Here is a 20,735-nt window from a genome sequence, read left to right on the forward strand (position 1 = left end):
GTCTCGCCGCAATCGCCGCCCAATTCAGCCGGAATGCCGGTGTCATCTGCATCCCGCGAGTGGGAGCGCGGTGCGTTCCGAGACTTGCAAAGGGGAGTTGTCATGCGACTTGGGATTCTCGCCCTCGGGGTTGCCGCGGCCATCGGCCTCGGCGCGGTGATGGTGGATGGCGCGAGCGCCGCACCGCTGACCCCGGCGACCGCTGCGGCGGCGCAGGGGGGCGTTGATGTCGCCGCCGAAAACGTGGGTTGGGTCTGCAACCGCAATCGCTGTGTCTGGGATCCGCGGTTCCGCGGCCCGGTCCCGCCCTACGCCCGCGGCTGGGGTCGGCCGCGCCATCCCTGGTGCCGCTGGGAGCAGGTGCGCACCCCGCGTGGCTGGCGCTGGGTGGAGGTGTGCCGGCGCTGAGGGGCCTCGTGGCGTCCCTCTTCATCCCCTGATTTTTAGGGTGACGAGCACCGCGTCGGATCGCATCGGTCCGGCGGGGTACTCGCGAAAACGTGAGGCCTGGTGCGGGAACAGCCGCCCCGTCTTCAACCTTTTGGCAACATCTCTGCGGACGGCGCGGCGGGCCGGGCAGAGAGCCGAGGACGAAGGCAAGGGGTAGCAGAGGAGACCCGCCATGACCGGCCAGCTTCAAGGCTCAGTGTTGATTTCTCTGGTCACCATCCTGTTCGCCGCGCTGTTGGTGGCGACCCCGCCCCTGGCCTTGATGACCCTGCCCCGTGACGCGCCCGCCGCGGCGCCCGCCTCGCGCACCATCGTCGGTGTGTCAGCCCTCGTGTGAGCCCGGGTGCGGTCCCGGCGCCATCCCCTATGGTCATGCCTCGTGGACGATCGGTGGTTGTCCGGTGTAGAGAGTGCGGCGCTGGCGTGCGCGCGAAGCCGGCCCTGCCGGCGGGCGTAAGGCCGGGGGTGGGGGCGTCATCGCGCGGTTGCGCCCGGCCATGATGGTCGAGCTGGTTCTGGCGTCGATGACGTTCAGCCAACGACGACCTTCAGGACGAAGGCGTTCATACCGCTGGGGGGAAGCCTCATGACCGGATCGACCCTGGGTGATGCGTCTCCCCTGTGGCATCGTGTTGTGTATCGTGTCGTTTATCTTGGTCGCTCCAAGATCGGGGTGGCGGGCCTTGTCGGCGCATGTCTGGCCTTGATGGCCGCGCTGCTGATGGGGCCGGCGCGGGCCCAGAATGTGGACGCGAGCCGCCTCTTCATCCTGCAGCAGAGCAAGGATCACACACATCGCGCCGGGCGCGGGGAGGCACGGACCCCCCCACGGCTGGTGCAATGGGGAGGCCCGCGGGCCACCAGCCGCGCGGCCCCCGCCTATCGGCCGCCGGCATCGCCCTTTGATTTCTTCGCCGCGCTGTTTGGCGTCGCGCCGCAGCGCCGGACTCCGGACGCCGACCGCCTGCCGCCGCAGTATCCCGTTGGCGATGACGGTGGCTATGTGGACGCGCCGCGCGGCGGCACCTTCGCCTATTGTGTGCGCAGCTGTGATGGCCGCTATTTTCCGCTCGGCGCCCGGGTGCGTGATCCCGGCAGCCGGGGCGCCGCGGCCTATTGTGCCGCCCTGTGCCCGGCAGCCCACATGGAGGTGTTCACCACCGCCAGCGCCGCCAGCAGCATCGACAATGCGGTGGACAACGTCGGCCGCAGCTATTCCGAGATCCCCAATGCCTTCGTCTATCGCAGCCGGCTGGTGGACGGCTGCACCTGCACCGCCGATCAGGTTGGCGGGCTGCAGACCATGGCCATCACCGATGACCCCACCCTGGAGAAGGGGGATGTGGTGATGACGGTGGACGGCGCGCGGGTGTTCGCCGGCAAGCGCCAGGGGCCGCCTTTCGTCACCGCCGATTTCGTGGCGCCCGATCGCTTCCCCGGCCTGCCGGCGCAGTTGCGCCGGCGCATCGAGGAGCTGGAGGTGGCGACGGCGCGCTGATCGCACCGGTCTTTGCTGCCTCACCGGTCTTTGCTGCCTCCTGGCGCGCCTGTGCGCGCGGCGGCTCTGGTCGGCGATCGGGGGCGTGGGGTGAGGCGATCAGGCGGAGGCGGCCAGCGGCGCCGCCGGCTCGGTTTCGGCCTCGGGGGTCAGCTGGTCGCGGATGCGGGCCGCCAGGCTTTCGTGGTCATCGCTCTGCGCGTCGGCGACCAGCGCGGGAATGGGCGAGGCGACGCCTTCCATGCGGGCCACCATGGCCGTGAGCCGCGCCGCCACGTCCTTCAGCTCGGTCTTGAGATGGGCGGGAGGGGTCTTCGCAGGCGCGGCGGCGAGCACCGCCGCCTGCAGGCGCTCCTGCTCGGCCCGCAGGGGGGCGATGGAAAGGGCGATGGCCGCCTCCTGCAGCTCGCGCTCCTCGCCGGGGCGCGGCGCCAGGGGCGGAGTTTCAGGGATCTGGGCACTCTGGGCGTCGGCCAGTTGGTCCTGCACCTCGCCCAGCAACACGCTCTGTTCCGCCAGCGTGCCTTCGAGCTGCTGGCGCTGCCGCTGCAGATCCGACAGGGCGGCTTCCAACTGGGCGACGCGCTGGCGCTGGTGCTCGATGGTGGCGGCGTGCCCGGCGATGGTCTCGCGCATGGCATCGGCCTGCAGTTCAAGGCGGCGCTGGTTGAGGGCAAAGAAGGCCCGCTGCTGGTCCTTGTCCGCCTGAATCTCGAAGATGGAGACGGGCACCGCCGCTTCCACCCGGCGGGTGGTGAGGCGCACGGCGCGGTGCCAGACCGCCGGCAGCACCAGCAGCGCAACGAACGTCGCCACCAGCGCGCCCAACGCGAAATACATGATCTGTTCGATCATGTTGGCCCGGTCCTCCAGCCTCGAAGCAGTCCGTCATTCATGGTGCGCCATTCATGGCACGACATTCATTGCACGAGTGGCGCCAGGGCACCAGCCGCCTTCAGTCGCGGGCGGCCGGCGCGCGGGGATCAGAAGGGGTTCCAGGTGGGCTGCGCGGTGAATTTGAGATAGCCGAGGTTGGCGCCGATGCGTACGCCCACGCCCGAGCGGATGGGCACCACCACGATGCCGTCGGCGCCCAGGGCGGTCATGCCGAAGCCGGCCACCACATAGGCCGAACCGGAAATGCCACCGAAGCGCCGGAACACGTCCTGCACGCTGCGCAGGTTGTAGACCAGGATCATGGTGCGGGCGCCATCGCCGCCGAAGTCCCAGCCCACCGATGGGCCCTGCCAATAGACCTTCAGGTCGCCAGCGTTGCGGGTATAGAGCACGCCCTCGCCATAGCGCAGGCCACCCACGAACGCGCCGGAGCCTTCCTGGCCGAGAATGTAGCCATTGGGCTGGCCCCACTGGGAGACCGCCTTCTCGATGCTGAGGGCGAGCCCGCGCGAGACGCTGCCGAAAAAGGAGTGGCCCCGACTCACCAGCTCACCAGTGGAATAGTTCTGCGGCGCCTGCTGCTGCTGGGCGAGGGCGGGCGCGGCGGCCGCGAGCGGTGTCGCCAGCACGGCGGCGGCCGCCAGATGCCGGAGGAGGGCGCGGCGGCTAACCCTTGAAAAGAAGCTCGATGAGAAGCGCATGGGGGATCTCGCAATGGGCTTCGGAAACGGCAAAGGCCGCGAATCGCGCCTTCGATTATGGCCAGCAGTGTGACCTGGGAAAGGCGCGGCCGGCAGCCGGTCTGCGCCCGAGCTTCCCCACCGGGGCTTAGTGTGGGGTTAACCGGTGGCGACGACCGGTGTGCGGTCTCCGCTCTGCGATCACCCCGCCTTCGGCGCTGGAGGCTGACCGGCGCCCCAGGCGAGGAAGCCATGCACCTTGAAGCCGGCATTCGCATGCCCATAGGTGAGGGGGCTGCCGTCCGGCCGGGTGACGCGGCCGCCTGCGGCGTTGATCACCGCATGCCCGGCGGCGCAATCCCATTCCATCACCGTGCCCAGGCGGGGGTAGAGATCAACCAAGCCTTCCGCCAGCAGGCCGAACTTCAGCGCCGAGCCGGCCGAGATGCGCTCGGCCACGTCATAGCGGGCGATGAGCGCATCGGTGGCCGGGTCGCCATGGGAGCGGCTGGCGGCGATCACCATGGGGCCCGAGGGCAGGGGGCGGCAGGAGATGGACTCCCAGTCCTGCGCATTCACCGCCGCGCCCGGCGCACGGATGGCGCGGAAGGCCGCGCCCGGGCGGCCCGCGAACAGGGTCGCCCGGGCCGGCGCATAGACCACACCGAGCACCGGCGTGCCGTCTTCCACGAGCGCGATATTGACGGTGTACTCGCCATTGCCGGAGATGAACTCGCGGGTGCCATCCAGCGGGTCCACCAGCAGGAAGCGGTTGCCGCAGTCCACATGGGCGCCGGCGGACATGGCCTCCTCGGCCACCACCGGCACGCCGGGCAGCAGCTCCGCCAGGGCGGCGCAGATGATGAGCTCGGCGGCTTCGTCGGCGGCGGTGACGGGGCTCAGATCCGCCTTGGCATGGGCCTCAATGCCCTGAGCTTCGATGCGGCGGATGGCGACGCCCGCCGCCAGCGCGGCGGCGGCGAGGCCGGCGAGGAGGGGCGCGTCGGTGGGCGCGGGCGCGCGCGGGAACGTGCTGGTCATGGCCGGGTCATATCCGCTCGCGCCGGGCCTGTCGATGGCGGCGACGCTTGTGAGGGGGCCGTCCCCGGGTGTATCAGAGCCGACCCTGCACCATGCGGTCTCCCCCCGCAGCCACGGGCCGGCCCACGGTGGCGGCGCGGCGGCCGCGATGGCGGGATCACAGCACGCCCGGAAGCCCGACCCATGTCCGACGCGCCCAAATTCGACGCGCTCGCCCCGATCCTCTCCCCGGCCGCCGACGCCGCCGTCATTTCCGCCCTCGATCTCGCGGCCTTGCTGTGCTCGCGGGTGTGCCACGATGTCATCAGCCCGGTGGGCGCGGTGGTCAACGGCATCGAGGTGCTGGAGGACGAAGGCGCCGCCGACATGCGCGAGGTGGCGCTCGATCTCATCGCCAAGAGTTCCCGTCAGGCCTCGGCGCGGCTCCAGTTCACCCGGCTGGCGTTCGGCGCCGCCGGGTCGGCCGGGGCGCAGCTCGATCTCGGCGATGCCGAGCAGGTGGTCCGCGGCATGATCGAGGACGATCGCACCAAGATCGACTGGCGCCTGCCCCGCGAGTTCCAGGCCAAGAACAAGGTCAAGCTGCTCCTGAACCTGGTGCTGATCTCCACCACCACCATTCCGCGCGGCGGGCTCATGACGGTGTCGCCGCTGGGCAGTGGCGAGGCCATGGGGTTCGAGCTCGCGGCGCGGGGCACCAGCGCTCGCATCCCAGCCGGCGTCGAGGCGCTGATCGCCGGCGTGGCGCCGGCCGGCGGGCTCGATGCCCATGTGGTGCAGCCGTTCTATGCCGGCCTGCTGGCGCGCGCCTGCGGCGTCACGGTGAGCTTCGCCCAGGATGGGGATCTCGTGACCCTCACCGCCCGGCCGGCCTGAACGCGCTTCAACCCGCCATGGGGCGAGCCGATGGCGGCCCCAAAGCAAAATGCCCCACCGAACGGCGGGGCATCCTCACTGCGAGGCGCGGGATCGGCGGTCGCGGGCGAAGGGGTGGCCTAGACGGCCATCCGCTCGGCGCCCAGCACGGGCTCGCGCAGCACATAGCCGCGGCCCCAGACGGTCTCGATGTAGTTCTTGCCGGCCGATGCGTTCGCCAGCTTCTTGCGCAGCTTGCAGATGAACACGTCGATGATCTTCAGTTCCGGCTCGTCCATGCCCCCATAGAGATGATTGAGGAACATCTCCTTGGTGAGGGTGGTGCCCTTGCGGAGCGAAAGCAGCTCCAGCATCTGGTATTCCTTGCCGGTGAGGTGCACCCGGTTGCCTTCCACCTCCACCGTCTTGGTGTCGAGGTTGACCACCAGGTCGCCGGTCTGGATCACCGACTGGGCATGGCCCTTGGATCGGCGGACGATGGCATGGATGCGCGCCACCATCTCGTCCTTGTGGAAGGGCTTGGTGAGGTAGTCATCGGCGCCGAAGCCGAAGCCCTTCACCTTGTCCTCGGTGTTGGCGAGGCCCGAGAGGATCAGGATGGGGGTCTTGACCTTGGCGACGCGCAGCGAGCGCAGCACCTCGAACCCGGACATATCCGGCAAGTTCAGGTCGAGAAGGATGATGTCGTACTCGTAAACCTTGCCGAGATCGACGCCTTCTTCACCGAAACTCGTCGTATAGACGTTGAAGTTTTCGGTCTTAAGCATCAATTCGATGCCCTTGGCCGTTGCACTATCGTCTTCGATGAGCAAGACGCGCATGGCAATCCCTTTCCTCGCAACTACCCGAAAGGCGGCGCTGCCGACTTTCGTTGCTCGGCCGACGGGGTGATTCGCGCTACGTGTGAAGAATCAGTAGCAGACCCTGATTCTCTCGGACAAGCCCTTGTGGGAAAACATTTGTGCACGGTTCGGAAGACTGAATCTCCACCAAGCACTTAACTGTTTTTCCGCCGGCGCGCGCCGCGTTCACCCGTTTCTCGATACCTTTCGTCGACCTTCGAGCGGGCACTTTTTGCGCGTCGCTCGAACCGTAGCCTCATGATTAACGAAGGCGGTAAACGATTGGTTTCTGAGCTTCAGGTTCGTTGTATTTTTCTCCAGCTTCCTGCGCGGCGGTAAGAAAGGGGCAACCGTGAGACGCCATTGTGGCGGCGTTGAGTGGCCGGGGGTGCTCGGCCGACATTGCCCTTTGCGTACCGGAGTTGATGGCGATGAAGTCGCGAGAGCCCTTGATCCGCGCCAAGAAGTTTCAGATCGACGACATGCGCCGGCGGGTGGCGCAGATCGACACGATGATCGCCGATTTCGAGCGGATGGCCGTGGACCTCGATCGCGATATCGCCGCCGAGGAAGGACGCACCGGCGTCAACGACCCCAATCACTTCGCCTATTCCCCGCTGGCCCTGGCCTCGCGCGGGCGGCGCGACAACCTGCGACGCTCGGTGGATGACCTCGTCGCCCAGCGCGATGCCGCCGCCAAGACCCTGGCCGAGGCCGAGGCGGAGCTCGTGCTGGCGGAAGCCGCCGACAGCCTCGATCGCACCGCGAAGCCGGAATTGGGCGCCACCCGTGGCGCCTGGCGGCCGCTGGATATGCCGCGCCATTGAGCGCCGAGCGGGCTGCGCGCGCGAAATTCAGAGGTTCTGAGGTAGCATGCTGCAGCGCGGTGCGCTGCAGCATGTTTTTTTGTGGTCTCCCGCCCGCAGCCTGCGTTTGAATGGCGCGGGGATCCGGCGTGTCCGGGAGGGGAGGGATCAAACGGGTGACGCCGCATCGCGAGTTGCGCGGCCTCCTGGCGGCCATTGCCGCGGGTGATCTGAGCGCATGCGAACGCCTTTATGAGCTGTCCAGCCCGAAGCTGTACGGGCTGGTGCTGCGCCTGGTGCGCCAGCCGGGGCTCGCCTCAGAGGTGTTGCGGCGCGCCTATGGGCAGATCTTCGTGGAAGCGGCGCGCCTGTCGCGGGAGAAGGCGCCCCTCGGCGCCATGACCGCGATGGCTCGGGCGGCCTCGCTCGATGCGGTGCGGGCGCGCGGTGGCCCGGATGCGTGGGAGCCGTTCCAGGTGGGGCGCGCGGCGGCCGATCCTCTGGCCCTGTCCGGTCGCAGCCCGGCGCTCATGCGGGTGCTGGCGGCCCTGGGGCTCCTGTCGGAGGAGCGTCGGCGCATGGTGCTGCTCGCTTATTATGACGGCTGGACCCGCGATGCGCTCGGCGTCTATTTCGATATTCCCGATACGGGCGTGAGGGCTTGGCTGGCGCGCAGCGCGCAGGAAATCGCCGCGCATCTGCGACGTCCCACATGACCGCCGACGATCTTCTGGCCGCCGAACTGGTGATCGGGACGCTGGAGGCACCGGAACGGGCCCAGGCGCGGGCCCGCCTGCAGCGCGATCCCGACTTCGCGCGCCTGGTGCGGCGCTGGGAGCGGGATCTGGCGCCCCTGCATGAATTGATCTCCCCCATCGCGCCGCCGCCGGCCATCTGGAACGCCATCGCCCAGGATCTGGCCCGGGCGCAGCAGGCCGGCCGAGGCGCCGCGCCCGCCTCCGCGCCGCCTCCGGCGACAGGCGGCGGCATCGGGGTGGAGACGGGGGCGGAGACGGGCGCGCGCTCCGGCACGGTCTCGCGGCGCGGGCTGGCCGGGCGACCGGCCGTTCCGGCGTCGCCGCCGGCCGCGCCACCGCCCGCCGGCGCGCGGGGCCTCACGCGCATGCTGCGGGCGCGGCTGGGGGGCGCGCAGAAGGTTCCGGCCAGCGCGCTGCCGCGGGAAGCGGCCCGCGTGGAGCCACCCCGGGCGCTGCGCCGGCGGCTGGCCGCTGCGTTGGCGGCGGATGCGCCGCCAGACGATCGCATCCCCCATTCTCCGCCACCCCTGGAGGGCGCCGAAACACCGTCCGCTTCCGAGCCATGGCCTGAGGATGCCCCCGACCTGTCGCCGGCCGAGGATGTCCCCCTTGAGACGCCTGCGGACGCTGGCACGACGTCCGGCGGTTCGGAGGTGCAAGAAAGCGTCGAGCAGGAGAGCGTCTCGCAAGAGAGCGTCGCGCAAGAGGCGAGCGGGCAAGGGGAGGCGCGGCGAGAGCAGGGCTTACAACAGACGGCGGTTCTTGCCGCTCCTGAACGCTCGGGTGGCGCTGAGGGGGGCGCACGGGAACAGCCTGTTGCAGGCGAGGCCGTTGAAGCCGCCGCGCCGGGCCCTGTGGTTGAAGGGAGTCCGGAGACGCCGGCGCCGGAGGGCGCGCCTCCCGGCGCCTTGGGCCCCACCCGGCCGTCGCTGGTGGACGCAGGCTCTGCCGCCGAGCGTCCGGAGGCGCCGCGTCCCGAGGCGCCCGTGGGGCCGGACGGAGCCGGGGCGGCGGCAGAGGGGGCGGCGGTCGATGATCCGTCGCCGCCCCTGCATGCGCCGGTTCCAGGTCAGGGCCTTTCTGCGCCTGCGCCCCCGCTGCCGCACCATGGAGGCGGCACCTCCGCCGCAAGTGCCGCCGCAAGTGCGGCCGTAACTGCCGCCGCAACTGCCGCTGTCCCTGGCGATGGAGCGCCCGTGTCGCCGCCGGCCGCCGTCGGGCCGGAGATCGCGCCCGTGTCTGAAGGCGGGGCGGCAGTGCGTGTGGCCGATGGCGTGGCCCCGGCCACCGGGACGGACGGGGGCACCGCGACCGACGCGGCGGCCGTCTCGGTCAGCGCTGCGTCGTCGCTCTCCCCTTGGCATGGTGAGGGCACGGACGCGCCCTCGGGGCCGATGCCGGGCGACGCCGCGCCCGCGGCGGAGCAGGGGACGGCGAAGGCGGAGGTCGACGCCGTAGCCGGCGCCGCAACCACGACTGAGGACGATGGGGCTGCCAAAAGTGCCGCCGAGGCTGTGACCAGATCGGGCGTGGGAGCGGCCTTGGGCGCCCGGGCGGCGGTCGCTTTCGACCAGGCTCGGCGGGCCCTGCGGGGCCGTCCCGCCAGGGGCGGCGATGGGCCGTCGCGGCGGCTGGCGCTGCGCGGGCTGGCGGCGGCGGCCGCCGTGGTGATGGTGGTGATCACTCTCGATGTGATGATGCACCAGGGGGGCTGGAGCGGCGATCCGGCGCCGCGCATGGTGATCCTCCGGCCGGTGCTGGCGCCGTCCGGGGCGCCGGAGGTGCGGGTGTGGCTGGAGCCGGCTGCGGGCCTGCTCGAGGTGCAGGCCATCGCCGTTCCCGCCATGGCAGGGCAGGTCTACCGGTTGGAACTGCGCACCCGCGATGCCGGCCGCCATCTGCTGGGGACCTTCAATGCCCGCCTGGCGGCGGAGAGCGATCTGGTCCACGCCCTGGGCGTCCCGGCGATGGAGGGCGCGCACCTGTCGGTGATCACGGTGCCGGTCGGCGCCGATGGCGTCCTCGAGGCCGAGGGCGAAGAGGTCTATCGGGGAGAGCTGTCGTTTCAGCGACGCGTACCGTGAGGGCCCGCATAGCGGCCGCGCCGGTTCGACGCCCGCGAGTCCGGCGGCCCCTTGGGCAAGCCGGACCCTGGGCAAGCCGGACCCTGGGCAAGCCGGACCCTGGGCAAGCCGGACCCTGGGCAAGCCGGACCCTGGGCAAGCCGGACCCTGGGCAAGCCGGACCCTGGGCAAGCCGGACCCTGGGTGAGCCGGCCCTTGGGTGAGCCGGCCCCGGGGCAAACGCGCTGCTGGCGACGGCCTGTCCATCCCGCTTCGTCGCGCCTCGGTGAGGGGCGTCGCGCGGGGCGGGGTCAGGCGCGGGCGGCCTGGCGCTCGACCGTGGACAGGCTCAGGGACGCGGTGAGGCCGGCGGCCAGGCGGGCGGCGCTGAGCACGCGGTTCCGGCCCGCCGCCTTGGCATAATAGAGCGCGTCGTCCGCCTCCTTGATGAGGCCGCTGATGGATGGCGCATCATCGGGCGCCACCGCTGCCAGTGTGGAAACGCCGACGGTCACCGTCGCGCGGATGGCGCATTGGTCCACTTCCCAGAGCTCGGATTCGGCGGTGGTGCGCAGCCGTTCGCCGATCTCCAGTGCGGCCTTGCCGTCGGCTCCCGGCAGCACCACGCAGAATTCCTCACCGCCAATGCGGCCGATGAGATCCTGCGCCCGCACGCTCTGGCGGGCGACCTCGGCGAACCGGCGCAGCACCGCATCCCCCACCTGGTGGCCAAAGCGGTCGTTGACCGTCTTGAAGTGGTCGAGGTCGAGCATCAGCACTGAGAGGGGGTGGCGCTGGGCGCGCGCCTCTTCCAGCAGCAGGCGCCCCTGCAACAGGGTGGTGCGCCGATTGAGCAGGCCGGTGAGGTCGTCGCGGGAGGCCAGCCGGTCCAGCACCAGATAGAGCGAGGCGAAGTTCCAGCCCGTCACCAGGGCCAGGGAGGCGAGCAGCACCAGGCCCTGGGCGGACCCGGACAACGCATTCATGGGCATGATCCAGCCCACGGCGACGCCCAGCGCCCGCGCCACATAGAACAGGCTGAGCAGCACCAGGAGCAGGGCGAAGGTGAGCCGCGCCCGCGAGCGCATCTCGCCCGGCCGGCGCTGGAGCATGATCCACGTGCCCACGCCGCACCAGACGGCGATGAGCAGCGAGCCGATGACGATGCGCTGCCCCAGATTGTCGCCCATCAGGTAGGAGATGAGCAGAAGGCCGGTGCTGGCGAGGGCCGCCGCGAGGGAGAGGGCGAGCAGGGGACGCTGGCCGTCGAACGCGCGGATGCCGGTGATCAGCAGGCCCAGCCAGACATAGATCAGGCCGTTGCCGACCACCACCACGAAGGCCAGGGGCAGGTCGGCGCGCAGCGCCAGCACCAAGGCGCCAGCGGCGCCGGTGACATTCGCCGTTCCCCAATAGCCCAGCGCGGACACGTTGGTCCGGTATTTTAACACCATCTGGACGCCGGCAATCAGACAACACACCACGGCCGCGGTCATCAGAAGCGTCGGGACATGGAGGATCATGCCGAAAAACCACGGTTCGGCTGGAGGGCTGAGGCTAACAACTAGTCATGCATGAAATCCCAGGGGGCACAAGCTGGCCGTGTGTTGAGCGTGTACCCTCAAATCCGCTGAGGGCGGCGCAGGGTGGATCTGGTCGCGGATTCAAGGCGCTGGCGTTGGAGGGGCGGGTCGCTATCATGCCCGCGCCGGCCGAAGGAGCCGAGAGGTGCCGCATGACCGAATCATCTCTGCCGCGTCCCGTGGATCGGGCCCTGGATCCGAGCTTCCGCCATGGCCAGTCCACCGAGCCCAATTATTCCGGCGTCACCTCGTTCCTGCGCCGGCGCTACGCGCGCGATGGCGGCGGCGCCGAGGTGGTGGTGTGGGGCGTGCCGCTGGATGTGGCGGTGTCGAACCGCCCCGGCACGCGGTTTGGGCCGCGGGCCATCCGCGCCGCCTCCAGCATCCTCGATGGTGATCCCTTCTATCCCTTCGGCCTCGATCCCTTCGCCACCCTCGATGTCGCCGATGGCGGCGACTGCGTGTTCGATTACGGCCTGCCCGCCGGCATTCCCCAGGCCATCGCCAGCCAGGCGGCGGCCCATTATGCCCGCGGCAGCCACCTCATCACCCTCGGCGGTGACCACTTCCTCACCTATCCGGTGTTGCAGGCGCTGGTGGCGCGGCTCGGCGAGCCGGTCGCCTTGATCCAGTTCGATGCGCACCAGGATACCTGGGGTGACGGCGGTGACCGGGTGGATCATGGCACCATGATCACCCGGGCGGTGAAGGATGGGCTGATCCGCACCGATCGGTCGGTGCAGGTGGGCATCCGCACCCATGCGCCGGAAACCTATGGCATCGAGATCATCGACGCGCTGACGGCGGGGGAGATCGGCCCGGCCGCCCTGGCCGCGCGGATTGCCGCGCGGGTGGGGTCGGCGCCGGTCTATCTGTCCTTCGACATCGACGCGCTGGATCCGGCGTTCGCCCCGGGCACCGGCACGCCGGTCTGCGGCGGCCTCACCAGCCGCGAGGTCATTGCCTGCCTGCGGCAGCTGGGCGGGCTCGACTTCAAGGGTTTCGACGTGGTGGAGGTGTCGCCGCCCTATGACCATGCCGAACTCACCGCGCTCGCCGGCGCCACCCTGCCGTCGCTCTACCTGTGCCTGCTGGCGCAGCGGAAGGCCGCGGGGCACCGGATCGCCCTGTGAGGCAGCCCTTGCAGCTTGCGCGGCCATATGGGACACGCCCGGCGGATCTGTGCTGAGGGGGGCGACATGGGGAGAGACCGATCCGGCGTTGCGCCGTATGCGCTGCCGCTGGCGGGGCTGGTGTTCGCCGCCCTGCTGGCCAGCTTTGCCGCCTGGACGCCGGAAGCGGCCGCGGCGGCGCACAGCGGCGTTCTCGAAGCCGTCATCGGCGTGGTGTCGGTGCTGCTGTTGTGCGGCGCCGCCTTTTCGGCGGTGAGCCATTCCGACGTGGTGGCCGAGCGGCTCGGCCAGCCCTACGGCACTTTGGTGCTGACCCTTTCAGTGACGCTCATCGAGGTCTCGGTGATCGCCTCCATGATGCTGCACAACGCCGCCAACCCCACCCTGGCGCGCGAGTCGGTGTTCTCGGTCATCATGATCGTCACCACCGGCATTGTCGGCCTGTGCCTGCTGCTGGGCAGCCTCAAGCACCGCGAGCAGGCGATCCAGCAGCAAGGGGTGTCCGGCTTCCTCTCGGTGATCATTGCGCTGGGGGTGCTGCTGCTGGTGCTGCCCAGCGAGACCCATGACGGTGCCACCGGCGAGTTTTCCCCGGTGCAGCTGGTCACCATGGCGTTCGTGGCGGTGGGGCTCTACGGCACGTTTCTCTACATGCAGACGGTGCGCTACCGCGAGCATTTCGCCAGCCAGCCGCCGGAGCACGGGGAGCAACGTCCCTCGCTGCGGCGTTTCTGGATCGCGACGGTGATGCTGCTGCTGTCGCTGGCGGCGGTGGTGTCGCTGTCGCACCATGTGGCAGTGGCGTTCGAGGATTTCCTGGCCCTGTTCCCTCTGGCCGATCCCGATGCGGTGACCGGGGCGCTGGTGGCCATCCTCTTGTTGATGCCGGAGGGCATCACGGCGGTGCGGGCGGCGGCGGCCAATCATCTGCAGCACAGCCTCAACATCGCGCTCGGCTCGGTGCTCGCCACCATCGCCTTGACCATTCCGGCCATGGCGGCGCTGAGCGTGATGCTGGGGCTGCCCATGGTGCTGGGCCTGGAGAACGAGGACCGCACCATGATGGTGCTGACCTTCGTCATGTGCATCCTGTCGTTCGGCACCGGGCGCACCAACGCCCTCAACGGCGTGGTGCATCTCATTCTGTTCGGGGTCTATGTGCTGCTGCTGTTCGTGCCGTGAGGCGGGCGGCGGTCTTTGGTGGCGGTCTTTGGTGGACATGGGCGGGGGCAGGTGGCATGTTCCGCCCGATTTCGGAACGAGGCGCGGGCCGTGAAGACTCTCCTGACCTACATCTTCACCTGGTGGAACAAGCAGACCATCGGCACTTGGTGGTGGACCAAGCGCTATGGTGAGTTCGTGGGGCAGGACGAGCTCGGCAACCGCTATTTTCGCACCAAGGGTGGCGCCATCGATCCCACTCTCGGCTTCGAGCGGCGCTGGGTGATCTATCCGGGCTATGCGGAAGCCTCCTCGGTGCCGCCCGGCTGGTGGGGCTGGCTCCACCATCGGGTGGACACGCCGCCGGTGGATGAGAGCTACACCCCGTTCCCGTGGCAGAAGCCCCACCGCGCGAACATGACCGGCACCCCGGCCGCCTACCATCCCAAGGGCTCCGTGCTCACCGGCGGCCATCGGCCCAAGGTGACCGGCGATTACAAGGCCTGGACGCCCGGCGAGTGAGGCCGGGCCCGGGCATGTGGCGCAGGGGGCAGGGGGATGCCATGCCCTGTTCAGGCCTCATTGTCGGTGCTAGTCGCAACGGTCATCGGGATCGGACCGGTCCGGATGACGCCGCGGGTGCGCCCGTGATTCTTTTGTCAGCGCGGTGCGCCTGAAGCATGAAGCGGATGTCCCAAGGCTCTCGTTCTCCTCGCTCCCGTTTTGACGGTGCCCGCACTTTCGGCCTGCCAGTGCTGGCCCTGCTGGCTATCGTGACGGGCGCGGCGCCGGCCGCGGCGCAGCTGCAGCGTTCGGGCATCGAGCAGTCGCCTCTGCCGCCGCCGCCCAGCAGCGGTATGCCCACCGCGCCCGATCCCCGTCGCCTGCCCAACCGGGTGCCGCAGCCGGCGGCCGCCACGGCGGCGGTGCCCACTGCACCAGGGGGTGTGGAAGGGGATGTGGTGGTGGTGCGTCCGCCGTCGGTGCGCATCCATAATCGCTATGCGGTCTATGCCGGCCTCGACAAGATCACGGGCCGCACCACCACGTTCGATGTGGCCATCGGCGAAACCGCCCAGTTCGGTGCGCTGCAGGTGACCCCGCGGGTCTGCTACACCCGCCCGGAGGACGAGACCCGCAACGTGACCTCCTTCACCGAGGTGAACGAGGTGACCCTGAAGGGTGAGGCCAAGCGCATCTTCACCGGCTGGATGTTCGCCTCCAGTCCCGGCCTGCACGCGGTGGAGCACCCGATCTATGACGTGTGGCTGATCGGCTGCAAGGCGCCGGAACCGGTCACCGCGGCGCCCGCGGGCCAGCAGTAGAAATCCCCCTCCGCCGCCAGGGCGTGGTCGAGCAGCCGGTGATACTGGCGGCGCGACACCTCGATGGCCCCGAACGTGGAGAGGTGGCTGGTCACGAACTGGGTGTCCAGCAGGCGGAAGCCGCCGGCGATGAGGCGGCCCACCAGATGCACCAGCGCCACCTTGGAGGCGTCCCGCTCGCGGTGAAACATGCTCTCGCCGAAGAAGGCGGCGCCGAGCCGGACCCCATAAAGCCCGCCCACCAGCTGGCCGTCGCGCCAGGCTTCCACCGTGTGGCAGCGCCCGCGCGCGAACAATTCCCCATATAGCCGGCGGATGCGGGTGTTGATCCAGGTCTTCTCGCGGCCATCCTGCGGTTCGGCGCAGCCGGCGATCACGCCCTCGAAATCGCTGTCGACCCGTACCTCGAACTTGTCCGAGCGCACGGTCCGCGCCAGCCGCGACGAGATGCGGAAGGCATCCAGGGGGATGATGCCGCGCCGCTCGGGCTCGATCCAGTAGAGCCCCGGGTCGTCGGCATTCTCGGCCATGGGGAAGATGCCGCAGGCGTAGGCCTTCAGCAGCACTTCCGGGGTGATCTCGACGATCTGGTCGTTGGGGCGGCTCATGCGATGGGATCCTCACCGACAATTGGCGCAACTCTATGGCGCTGCGCCGCCCGCCGCCCACGAAAACCTATTCGCGTTGCAGGAAGGCGCCGATGCGCGCCACCGCCTCGCGCATGTCGGCGGCGGAGCCGGCATAGGACAGGCGCAGGAACTGTTTGCCCCGGAAGGGATCGAAATCCACGCCGGGGGTGGTGGCCACGTGCACGGCATCGAGCATGCGGGTGGCGAAGGCGGCGGAATCGCCGGTGAAGGCGGAGACATCCGCATAAAGATAGAAGGCGCCGTCGGCGGGCAGGAAATGGCGCAGGCCGACCTGCGGCAGGCCTTCGGTGAGAATGCGCCGGTTTTCCAGATAGCTCGCCTTCACCCGGTCCATCTCCGCCCGCCCGTCGAAGGCCGCCGCCGCGGCGATCTGCGACAGGGTGGGCACCGAGATGGACAGGTTCTGCTGCAGCCGCTCCATGGTGCGCACCAGGGTGGGGGGCACCACCATCCAGCCCACCCGCCAGCCGGTCATGCAGAAATATTTGGAGAAGGAATTGATGACGGTGACGTCCTCGCCGATCTCCGCCGCGCTCACCGCCGGGAAGGCATAATCGAGGCCGTGATAGATCTCGTCGGACACGAAGGCGATGCCGAGATCGCGGGCGCAGGCGTGGAGCGCGGTCAGCGCCGCCCGGTCCATCATGGTGCCGGTGGGATTGCCGGGGCTCGCCACCAGCACGCCCTTCAGTGGCGCGGCGCGATGGGCTTCGATGAGCTGGGCCGGGGTGAGCGCGAAGCGATCCTCGGCCCGGGTCTCGATCAGCACCGGCTCGCAGCCCAGGGCGGACAGCACATGGCGATAGGGCGGGTAGCCGGGGGCGGCAATGGCCACCCGGTCGCCCGCCTCGAACAGGGCCAGGAAGGCGAGAATGAAGCCGCCGGACGACCCATTGGTCACCACCACCCGCTCGGGGTCGAGGGTGAGGCCATGGGCATATTGATAGTGTTCGGCGATTCGCGTCCGCAGCGCCGGCATGCCGAGGGCGGCCGTATAGCCCACCTGTCCGGCTTCGAGCGCAGCGGTGGCGGCCTGGCGGGCAGTGAGGGGCGCCGGCGCCGCCGGCTGCCCGACCTCCAGATGCATCACCGTGGCGCCGGCCGCTTCCAACCGCGCCGCGTGCTCCATCACGTCCATGACGATGAAGGGGGCGACGGCACTGCGGCGTGAAGGCGTAACGCCTGCGGGAGAAGAGGTCATGATGGAAATCCTTCGGGTCGAACCGCGGCGCGAGGGGCGCGCCGCCGTGCTGCCGCCGTAATCTCGCGGTCCTTGGACGAGCTGTCGCCCCAATGTGAAGTGGCGCCCGTTGACCCAGCGGCCGCAAGGCGCCAGTGTCCGGCCGCTTCGTAGCTCGGGCGGCGCCGCTCGCCAAGGGGTGGCGTGGGTTCAGGGCGTTGCGGCCCGGTGCACCCAGCATCTTCGGCGGCCGGACGTGGGACGAGGGACGTGGGACGAGGAGCGTGGCCGGCGGCTGCGGCGGTTGAGGATCAGGGCAGGCGCCGGTTCGCGCGGAGCGGGTCGGGCCACGAACCAGCGAGGCGAAGCGTCGGCAACAATGGCGGTGTCAATCTCCTCCCGATCTGCAGGCGACGCCCTGCGTCTTGTCGGGCGACGGGCCTGCCAGGCCCTCGCCGCACTGGCCGTGGCGGCGCTGCCCTGGCACGCGGCGCAGGCCCAGCCGGCCGGCGGGCAGGGCCGGGTTTCCACCATCCGCGACACGGAAATCGAGAATCTGCTGCGCGACTACACCCGGCCCATCCTGAAGGCGGCGGGGCTGGCGCAGCAGAATGTGGAAGTGGTGCTGATCAACGATCGCTCCTTCAACGCCTTCGTGGCCGACGGCCGCCGCATCTTCGTGAATACCGGCGCGCTCATCGATTCGAAGACGCCCAACCAGATCATCGGCGTGCTGGCCCACGAAAGCGGCCACATCGCCGGCGGGCATCTGGCCCGCATGCGCCAGCAATTGGCCGGCGCCCAGACCATGGCGGTGGTGGCCATGCTGCTGGCCGGCGCCGGTGTGGCGGCGGGCGCGGCCAGTGGCATGGACGGTCGCAATCTCGGCAATGTCGCCGCCGCTGGCATGAGCGCGCCGCAGGAGATGATCCGCCGCTCGCTGCTCTCCTACCAGCGCAGCGAGGAGCAGGCGGCAGACCGCTCGGCGGTGCGATATCTCGACGCCACCAAGCAGTCGTCCAAAGGCATGCTGGAGACGTTCGAGCGCTTTCAGAACGACCAGCTGTTCATCAGCCAGCGCATCGACCCCTATCTGCTGAGCCACCCCATGGCGCGCGAGCGCATCGCCGCGCTGGAGCAACTGGCCAAGAGCAGCCCCTATTACAACGTCAAGGATCCGCCGGCGCTGCAGGAGCGGCATGACTTGATGCGCGCCAAGCTGATCGCCTTCACCGAGCGGCCGGAAGCGGTGGCGCGCCAATATCCTTATTCCGACGCTTCCCTGGCGGCACAATACGCGCGGGCCATTTCCGCCTATCGCTTCGGCAATGTGAACGGCGCGGTGGCGCAGATCGATGCCTTGATCGCCCGCCAGCCCAATAATCCCTATTTCTACGAGCTGAAGGGCCAGGCGCTGCTGGAGGCCGGGCGCGCCGGCCAGGCGGTTCCGGTGCTGCGCAAGGCGGTGGACCTGTCCAATGGCGCGCCGCTCATCCGGGCTATGCTGGGGCAGGCGCTGGTGCAGACCGGCAGCGGCGGCAAGCCGGAGGATGCCATTCCGGAACTGATCCAGGCCACTCAGCGCGATCCCAATTCAGCGGGCGCCTGGCGCTCCCTGTCCATCGCCTATGGCCGCAAGGGCGATCTGGCAAATGCCGATCTGGCGGCCGCCAACGCGGCCATCGCCAGTGGCGACGCCAAGCTCGGGCGTGAGTTGGCGGCGCGGGCCCGCAAGCGCTTTCCCACCGGCTCGCCCGGTTGGCTCCGGGCCGACGACCTCGTGAACTTCAAGCCGCCGCAGAGCGCCCAGGGCGGGCGCTCCGATGACCGCTGAACCCATTCATTCCATGGAGAGTCTCATGTTCTCGCGCCTCGGCCTTCGCGCCGGTCTGATCCCGCTGGCCCTGGCCGCGCTGGTGTCCGCCACCCCGGCGTCCGCCTTCACCGACGAGGAGAAGAAGGAGCTCGGGCCGGTCATCCGAGAGTATCTGCTGCAGAATCCCGAGGTGCTGCAGGAGGCCATCGCGGTGCTGGAAGCGCGCCACAACGAGGCCGAGGCCAAGTCCCGCAACCAGGCCCTGAGCCAGATCAAGCCGTTGCTGGAGAGCCCGCGCGGCGTGGTGGTGGGCAATCCCAAGGGTGACGTCACCCTGGTGGAGTTCTTCGACTACAATTGCGGCTACTGCAAGCGGGCCCTCTCCGACCTGCAGGAGCTGATCAAGGAAGACCCGAACCTCAAGGTGGTGCTGCGCGAATTCCCGGTGCTTGGCCCGGGCTCGGTGGAAGCCGCCCAGGTGGCCGTGGCGGTGCGCATGGTGGCGCCCGAGAAGTATATGGACTTCCACCAGGCGCTGCTGAACGGTCGTGGCCAGGCGGATCGGGCGAAGGCGTTGGCGGCGGCCAAGCAGGTGGGCATCGATCCCGCCCTGCTGCAGAAGCAAGCCACCTCGCCGGAGCTCAACGCCACCCTCGACGAGAGCATGAAGATCGCCGAGGCGCTGTCGCTCAACGGCACGCCCTCCTACGTGGTGGGCGACGAGGTGGTGGTGGGCGCTGTGGGCTTCGACAAGCTCAAAGCCGCGGTGGCCGCCACCCGCGCCAACGCCAAGGGTGCGGCCGGCGCCAAGTGATGTGCCGCCAGTGAGGCGGTCGGAGCGGGCGAGCGGGGCGCATCGGCCGGCCCGCTGGTCAGCCTTGGTTTACCAGCCATGACGGGCCCGCGCCGCGCTCCCCTTTCCTTGCGTGGCGCGTGACCCTATAACGACGCCGACCCGGCCATGTGGCGCCGGCGGCAGATGTTTTGCGGATGCTCCCTCTCATCCACGTCCTGAACGGGCCCAATCTCAATCTTCTCGGCACCCGGGAACCCGGCATCTACGGTGCGGCGACCCTCGCCGACGTGGAGGCGCTGTGTCGTGCCGCGGCCGAGCGGCTGGGCTTCGACATGGTGTTCGCCCAGACCAATTCCGAAGGCGCCCTGGTGGATCTCATCCAGGCGGCGCGGGGCGCCCGAGGCATCGTGCTGAACGCGGCGGCCTACACCCATACCTCTGTCGCCGTGCGCGATGCGGTGGCGGCGGTGGGCGTGCCCACCATCGAGGTGCATCTGTCCAACGTGTTCAGCCGCGAGCCCTTCCGCCACCACTCCTATCTGTCGCCGGTGGTGCGTGGGGTGATCTGCGGCTTCGGCCCGCAGAGCTACGCACTCGCCATCGCGGCCCTGGCCGATCTTCCGCCGCCCTGACGGCGGCTTGTCGAACCCTCAAGAGCCCTCGTGCGGCCCCATGGCCGGCAGAGCAGGAACATGATGAAGCCTACCAAACCCCAGATCGACACCGACCTCGTCAAGGATATCGCCAAGCTGCTGTCCGACAGCGATCTGACCGAGATCGAGGTGGAGCACGAAGGCCTGCGCATCCGCGTCGCGCGCGCGCCGGCTCCGGTCACCGTGGCCGCCGCCCCGGCGGCGCCGGTCGCGGGCGCCGCGCCGGTGGCCGCGGCGCCCGTCGCCGAGGCGCCGGCCGACCTCTCCAAGCATCCCGGTGCCGTGGCCTCGCCCATGGTGGGCACCGCCTATCTCGCGCCCGAGCCCGGCGCCGCCAACTTCGTCGAAGTGGGCGCCAGCGTGCGGGAAGGCCAGACGGTGCTGATCGTCGAGGCCATGAAGACCATGAACGCCATTCCCGCGCCCCGTTCGGGCACGGTGACGCGGATCCTCGTGGGCAATGCGCAGCCGGTGGAATACGGCGAGCCGCTGATGATCATCGAGTGAGCGCGTTTTCCCGAGGGCAG

General features: G+C 69.6%; 22 protein-coding genes. 15 read left to right on the forward strand and 7 right to left on the reverse strand.

All coding sequences use genetic code 11. The features are described 5' to 3' along the window. Positions 1–102: 102 nt before the first annotated feature. From ACU4E7_RS15025 to ACU4E7_RS15035, 3 genes are all read left to right on the forward strand, one after another. Positions 103–408: a hypothetical protein gene (locus ACU4E7_RS15025; RefSeq protein WP_238121806.1), complete on the forward strand. Its 306-nt coding sequence runs from the start codon at positions 103–105 to the stop codon at positions 406–408. Positions 409–622: 214 nt separating this feature from the next. Next, complete coding sequence (locus ACU4E7_RS15030) at positions 623–787, forward strand: hypothetical protein (RefSeq protein WP_238121807.1); 165 nt, start codon at positions 623–625, stop codon at positions 785–787. 249 nt (positions 788–1,036) lie between these two features. After that, complete coding sequence (locus ACU4E7_RS15035; RefSeq protein ID WP_447019317.1) at positions 1,037–1,948, forward strand: DUF2865 domain-containing protein; 912 nt, start codon at positions 1,037–1,039, stop codon at positions 1,946–1,948. Between the two features lie 99 nt (positions 1,949–2,047). Here the strand turns inward: ACU4E7_RS15035 and ACU4E7_RS15040 are convergent, their stop codons facing one another. The 3 genes from ACU4E7_RS15040 to cysQ form a co-directional block, all read right to left on the reverse strand. Next, positions 2,048–2,803, reverse strand: a complete 756-nt coding sequence (locus tag ACU4E7_RS15040; protein WP_238121809.1) for a hypothetical protein — start codon at positions 2,801–2,803, stop codon at positions 2,048–2,050. A gap of 128 nt (positions 2,804–2,931) precedes the next feature. After that, entirely contained in the window at positions 2,932–3,546 is a 615-nt protein-coding gene (locus tag ACU4E7_RS15045; protein ID WP_238121810.1) for a DUF1134 domain-containing protein, read from the reverse strand. Positions 3,547–3,726: 180 nt separating this feature from the next. After that, on the reverse strand, positions 3,727–4,566 hold the full coding sequence (gene cysQ / locus ACU4E7_RS15050; RefSeq protein WP_238121812.1) for a 3'(2'),5'-bisphosphate nucleotidase CysQ: 840 nt from the start codon (positions 4,564–4,566) through the stop codon (positions 3,727–3,729). A gap of 183 nt (positions 4,567–4,749) precedes the next feature. Here cysQ and chpT point away from each other — a divergent pair, with 183 nt between their 5' ends. Further along, positions 4,750–5,442 carry a histidine phosphotransferase ChpT gene (gene chpT / locus ACU4E7_RS15055; protein ID WP_238121813.1) on the forward strand — a complete coding sequence of 231 codons (693 nt, stop codon included), beginning with the start codon at positions 4,750–4,752 and terminating at the stop codon, positions 5,440–5,442. Between the two features lie 119 nt (positions 5,443–5,561). On the opposite strand, the gene ctrA is transcribed toward chpT, so the two are convergent. Beyond that, positions 5,562–6,263, reverse strand: coding sequence for a response regulator transcription factor CtrA (ctrA, locus tag ACU4E7_RS15060; protein ID WP_238121815.1), 702 nt, complete (start codon positions 6,261–6,263; stop codon positions 5,562–5,564). Positions 6,264–6,715: 452 nt separating this feature from the next. Between ctrA and ACU4E7_RS15065 the strand changes: the two genes are divergently transcribed. The 3 genes from ACU4E7_RS15065 (at position 6,716) to ACU4E7_RS15075 (ending at position 9,932) form a co-directional block, all read left to right on the forward strand. Beyond that, positions 6,716–7,111: a flagellar export protein FliJ gene (locus ACU4E7_RS15065; RefSeq protein ID WP_447019318.1), complete on the forward strand. Its 396-nt coding sequence runs from the start codon at positions 6,716–6,718 to the stop codon at positions 7,109–7,111. Positions 7,112–7,266: 155 nt separating this feature from the next. Further along, on the forward strand, positions 7,267–7,806 hold the full coding sequence (locus tag ACU4E7_RS15070; protein WP_238121818.1) for a sigma factor-like helix-turn-helix DNA-binding protein: 540 nt from the start codon (positions 7,267–7,269) through the stop codon (positions 7,804–7,806). Next, positions 7,803–9,932, forward strand: coding sequence for a hypothetical protein (locus tag ACU4E7_RS15075; protein ID WP_447019319.1), 2,130 nt, complete (start codon positions 7,803–7,805; stop codon positions 9,930–9,932). The genes ACU4E7_RS15070 and ACU4E7_RS15075 overlap by 4 nt, the downstream gene beginning before the upstream one ends. Positions 9,933–10,222: 290 nt before the next feature. On the opposite strand, the gene ACU4E7_RS15080 is transcribed toward ACU4E7_RS15075, so the two are convergent. Next, complete coding sequence (locus tag ACU4E7_RS15080; RefSeq protein WP_447019320.1) at positions 10,223–11,434, reverse strand: diguanylate cyclase; 1,212 nt, start codon at positions 11,432–11,434, stop codon at positions 10,223–10,225. Positions 11,435–11,646: 212 nt separating this feature from the next. Between ACU4E7_RS15080 and speB the strand changes: the two genes are divergently transcribed. The 4 genes from speB to ACU4E7_RS15100 all read left to right on the forward strand — a co-directional run bounded on the left by speB (position 11,647) and on the right by ACU4E7_RS15100 (position 15,113). Next, a complete protein-coding gene (gene speB, locus ACU4E7_RS15085) occupies positions 11,647–12,627 on the forward strand; it encodes an agmatinase (RefSeq protein WP_447019321.1) in 981 nt (326 codons plus the stop codon). A gap of 66 nt (positions 12,628–12,693) precedes the next feature. Then, positions 12,694–13,809: a calcium:proton antiporter gene (locus ACU4E7_RS15090; RefSeq protein ID WP_447019322.1), complete on the forward strand. Its 1,116-nt coding sequence runs from the start codon at positions 12,694–12,696 to the stop codon at positions 13,807–13,809. Between the two features lie 90 nt (positions 13,810–13,899). Further along, complete coding sequence (locus tag ACU4E7_RS15095) at positions 13,900–14,310, forward strand: NADH:ubiquinone oxidoreductase subunit NDUFA12 (RefSeq protein ID WP_238121823.1); 411 nt, start codon at positions 13,900–13,902, stop codon at positions 14,308–14,310. Positions 14,311–14,477: 167 nt separating this feature from the next. Then, the gene (locus tag ACU4E7_RS15100; protein WP_337927127.1) at positions 14,478–15,113 is read left to right on the forward strand and encodes a DUF2155 domain-containing protein; all 636 of its coding nucleotides are present in this window, start codon (positions 14,478–14,480) and stop codon (positions 15,111–15,113) included. Here the strand turns inward: ACU4E7_RS15100 and aat are convergent. Both aat and ACU4E7_RS15110 read right to left on the reverse strand, forming a co-directional pair. Beyond that, entirely contained in the window at positions 15,044–15,721 is a 678-nt protein-coding gene (gene aat, locus ACU4E7_RS15105) for a leucyl/phenylalanyl-tRNA--protein transferase (protein WP_238121824.1), read from the reverse strand. The genes ACU4E7_RS15100 and aat overlap by 70 nt on opposite strands. 67 nt (positions 15,722–15,788) lie before the next feature. Further along, a complete protein-coding gene (locus tag ACU4E7_RS15110) occupies positions 15,789–16,964 on the reverse strand; it encodes a pyridoxal phosphate-dependent aminotransferase (RefSeq protein WP_447019323.1) in 1,176 nt (391 codons plus the stop codon). A gap of 358 nt (positions 16,965–17,322) precedes the next feature. On the opposite strand from ACU4E7_RS15110, the gene ACU4E7_RS15115 reads away from it, so the two are divergent. From ACU4E7_RS15115 to accB, 4 genes are all read left to right on the forward strand, one after another. Next, the gene (locus ACU4E7_RS15115; protein ID WP_447019324.1) at positions 17,323–18,777 is read left to right on the forward strand and encodes a M48 family metalloprotease; all 1,455 of its coding nucleotides are present in this window, start codon (positions 17,323–17,325) and stop codon (positions 18,775–18,777) included. Positions 18,778–18,802: 25 nt separating this feature from the next. Next, positions 18,803–19,573, forward strand: coding sequence for a DsbA family protein (locus tag ACU4E7_RS15120; RefSeq protein WP_238121827.1), 771 nt, complete (start codon positions 18,803–18,805; stop codon positions 19,571–19,573). Between the two features lie 176 nt (positions 19,574–19,749). After that, positions 19,750–20,187 (forward strand): type II 3-dehydroquinate dehydratase, encoded by a 438-nt coding sequence (gene aroQ, locus ACU4E7_RS15125; RefSeq protein WP_238121828.1) that lies wholly within the window; start codon positions 19,750–19,752, stop codon positions 20,185–20,187. Positions 20,188–20,250: 63 nt separating this feature from the next. Continuing rightward, positions 20,251–20,715, forward strand: coding sequence for an acetyl-CoA carboxylase biotin carboxyl carrier protein (gene accB / locus ACU4E7_RS15130; protein WP_447021643.1), 465 nt, complete (start codon positions 20,251–20,253; stop codon positions 20,713–20,715). The last annotated feature ends 20 nt before the right edge of the window (positions 20,716–20,735 follow it).

Source organism: Xanthobacter sp. ZOL 2024 (assembly GCF_052932325.1).

Coding starts and splice junctions, on each gene's coding strand:
- ACU4E7_RS15025 (WP_238121806.1), top strand. CDS start 103: ATGCGACTTGGGATTCTCGCCCTCGGGGTTGCCGCGGCCATCGGCCTC.
- ACU4E7_RS15030 (WP_238121807.1), top strand. CDS start 623: ATGACCGGCCAGCTTCAAGGCTCAGTGTTGATTTCTCTGGTCACCATC.
- ACU4E7_RS15035 (WP_447019317.1), top strand. CDS start 1,037: ATGACCGGATCGACCCTGGGTGATGCGTCTCCCCTGTGGCATCGTGTT.
- ACU4E7_RS15040 (WP_238121809.1), bottom strand. CDS start 2,803: ATGATCGAACAGATCATGTATTTCGCGTTGGGCGCGCTGGTGGCGACG.
- ACU4E7_RS15045 (WP_238121810.1), bottom strand. CDS start 3,546: ATGCGCTTCTCATCGAGCTTCTTTTCAAGGGTTAGCCGCCGCGCCCTC.
- cysQ (WP_238121812.1), bottom strand. CDS start 4,566: ATGACCAGCACGTTCCCGCGCGCGCCCGCGCCCACCGACGCGCCCCTC.
- chpT (WP_238121813.1), top strand. CDS start 4,750: ATGTCCGACGCGCCCAAATTCGACGCGCTCGCCCCGATCCTCTCCCCG.
- ctrA (WP_238121815.1), bottom strand. CDS start 6,263: ATGCGCGTCTTGCTCATCGAAGACGATAGTGCAACGGCCAAGGGCATC.
- ACU4E7_RS15065 (WP_447019318.1), top strand. CDS start 6,716: ATGAAGTCGCGAGAGCCCTTGATCCGCGCCAAGAAGTTTCAGATCGAC.
- ACU4E7_RS15075 (WP_447019319.1), top strand. CDS start 7,803: ATGACCGCCGACGATCTTCTGGCCGCCGAACTGGTGATCGGGACGCTG.
- ACU4E7_RS15080 (WP_447019320.1), bottom strand. CDS start 11,434: ATGATCCTCCATGTCCCGACGCTTCTGATGACCGCGGCCGTGGTGTGT.
- speB (WP_447019321.1), top strand. CDS start 11,647: ATGACCGAATCATCTCTGCCGCGTCCCGTGGATCGGGCCCTGGATCCG.
- ACU4E7_RS15090 (WP_447019322.1), top strand. CDS start 12,694: ATGGGGAGAGACCGATCCGGCGTTGCGCCGTATGCGCTGCCGCTGGCG.
- ACU4E7_RS15100 (WP_337927127.1), top strand. CDS start 14,478: ATGTCCCAAGGCTCTCGTTCTCCTCGCTCCCGTTTTGACGGTGCCCGC.
- aat (WP_238121824.1), bottom strand. CDS start 15,721: ATGAGCCGCCCCAACGACCAGATCGTCGAGATCACCCCGGAAGTGCTG.
- ACU4E7_RS15110 (WP_447019323.1), bottom strand. CDS start 16,964: ATGACCTCTTCTCCCGCAGGCGTTACGCCTTCACGCCGCAGTGCCGTC.
- ACU4E7_RS15115 (WP_447019324.1), top strand. CDS start 17,323: ATGGCGGTGTCAATCTCCTCCCGATCTGCAGGCGACGCCCTGCGTCTT.
- ACU4E7_RS15120 (WP_238121827.1), top strand. CDS start 18,803: ATGTTCTCGCGCCTCGGCCTTCGCGCCGGTCTGATCCCGCTGGCCCTG.
- aroQ (WP_238121828.1), top strand. CDS start 19,750: ATGCTCCCTCTCATCCACGTCCTGAACGGGCCCAATCTCAATCTTCTC.
- accB (WP_447021643.1), top strand. CDS start 20,251: ATGAAGCCTACCAAACCCCAGATCGACACCGACCTCGTCAAGGATATC.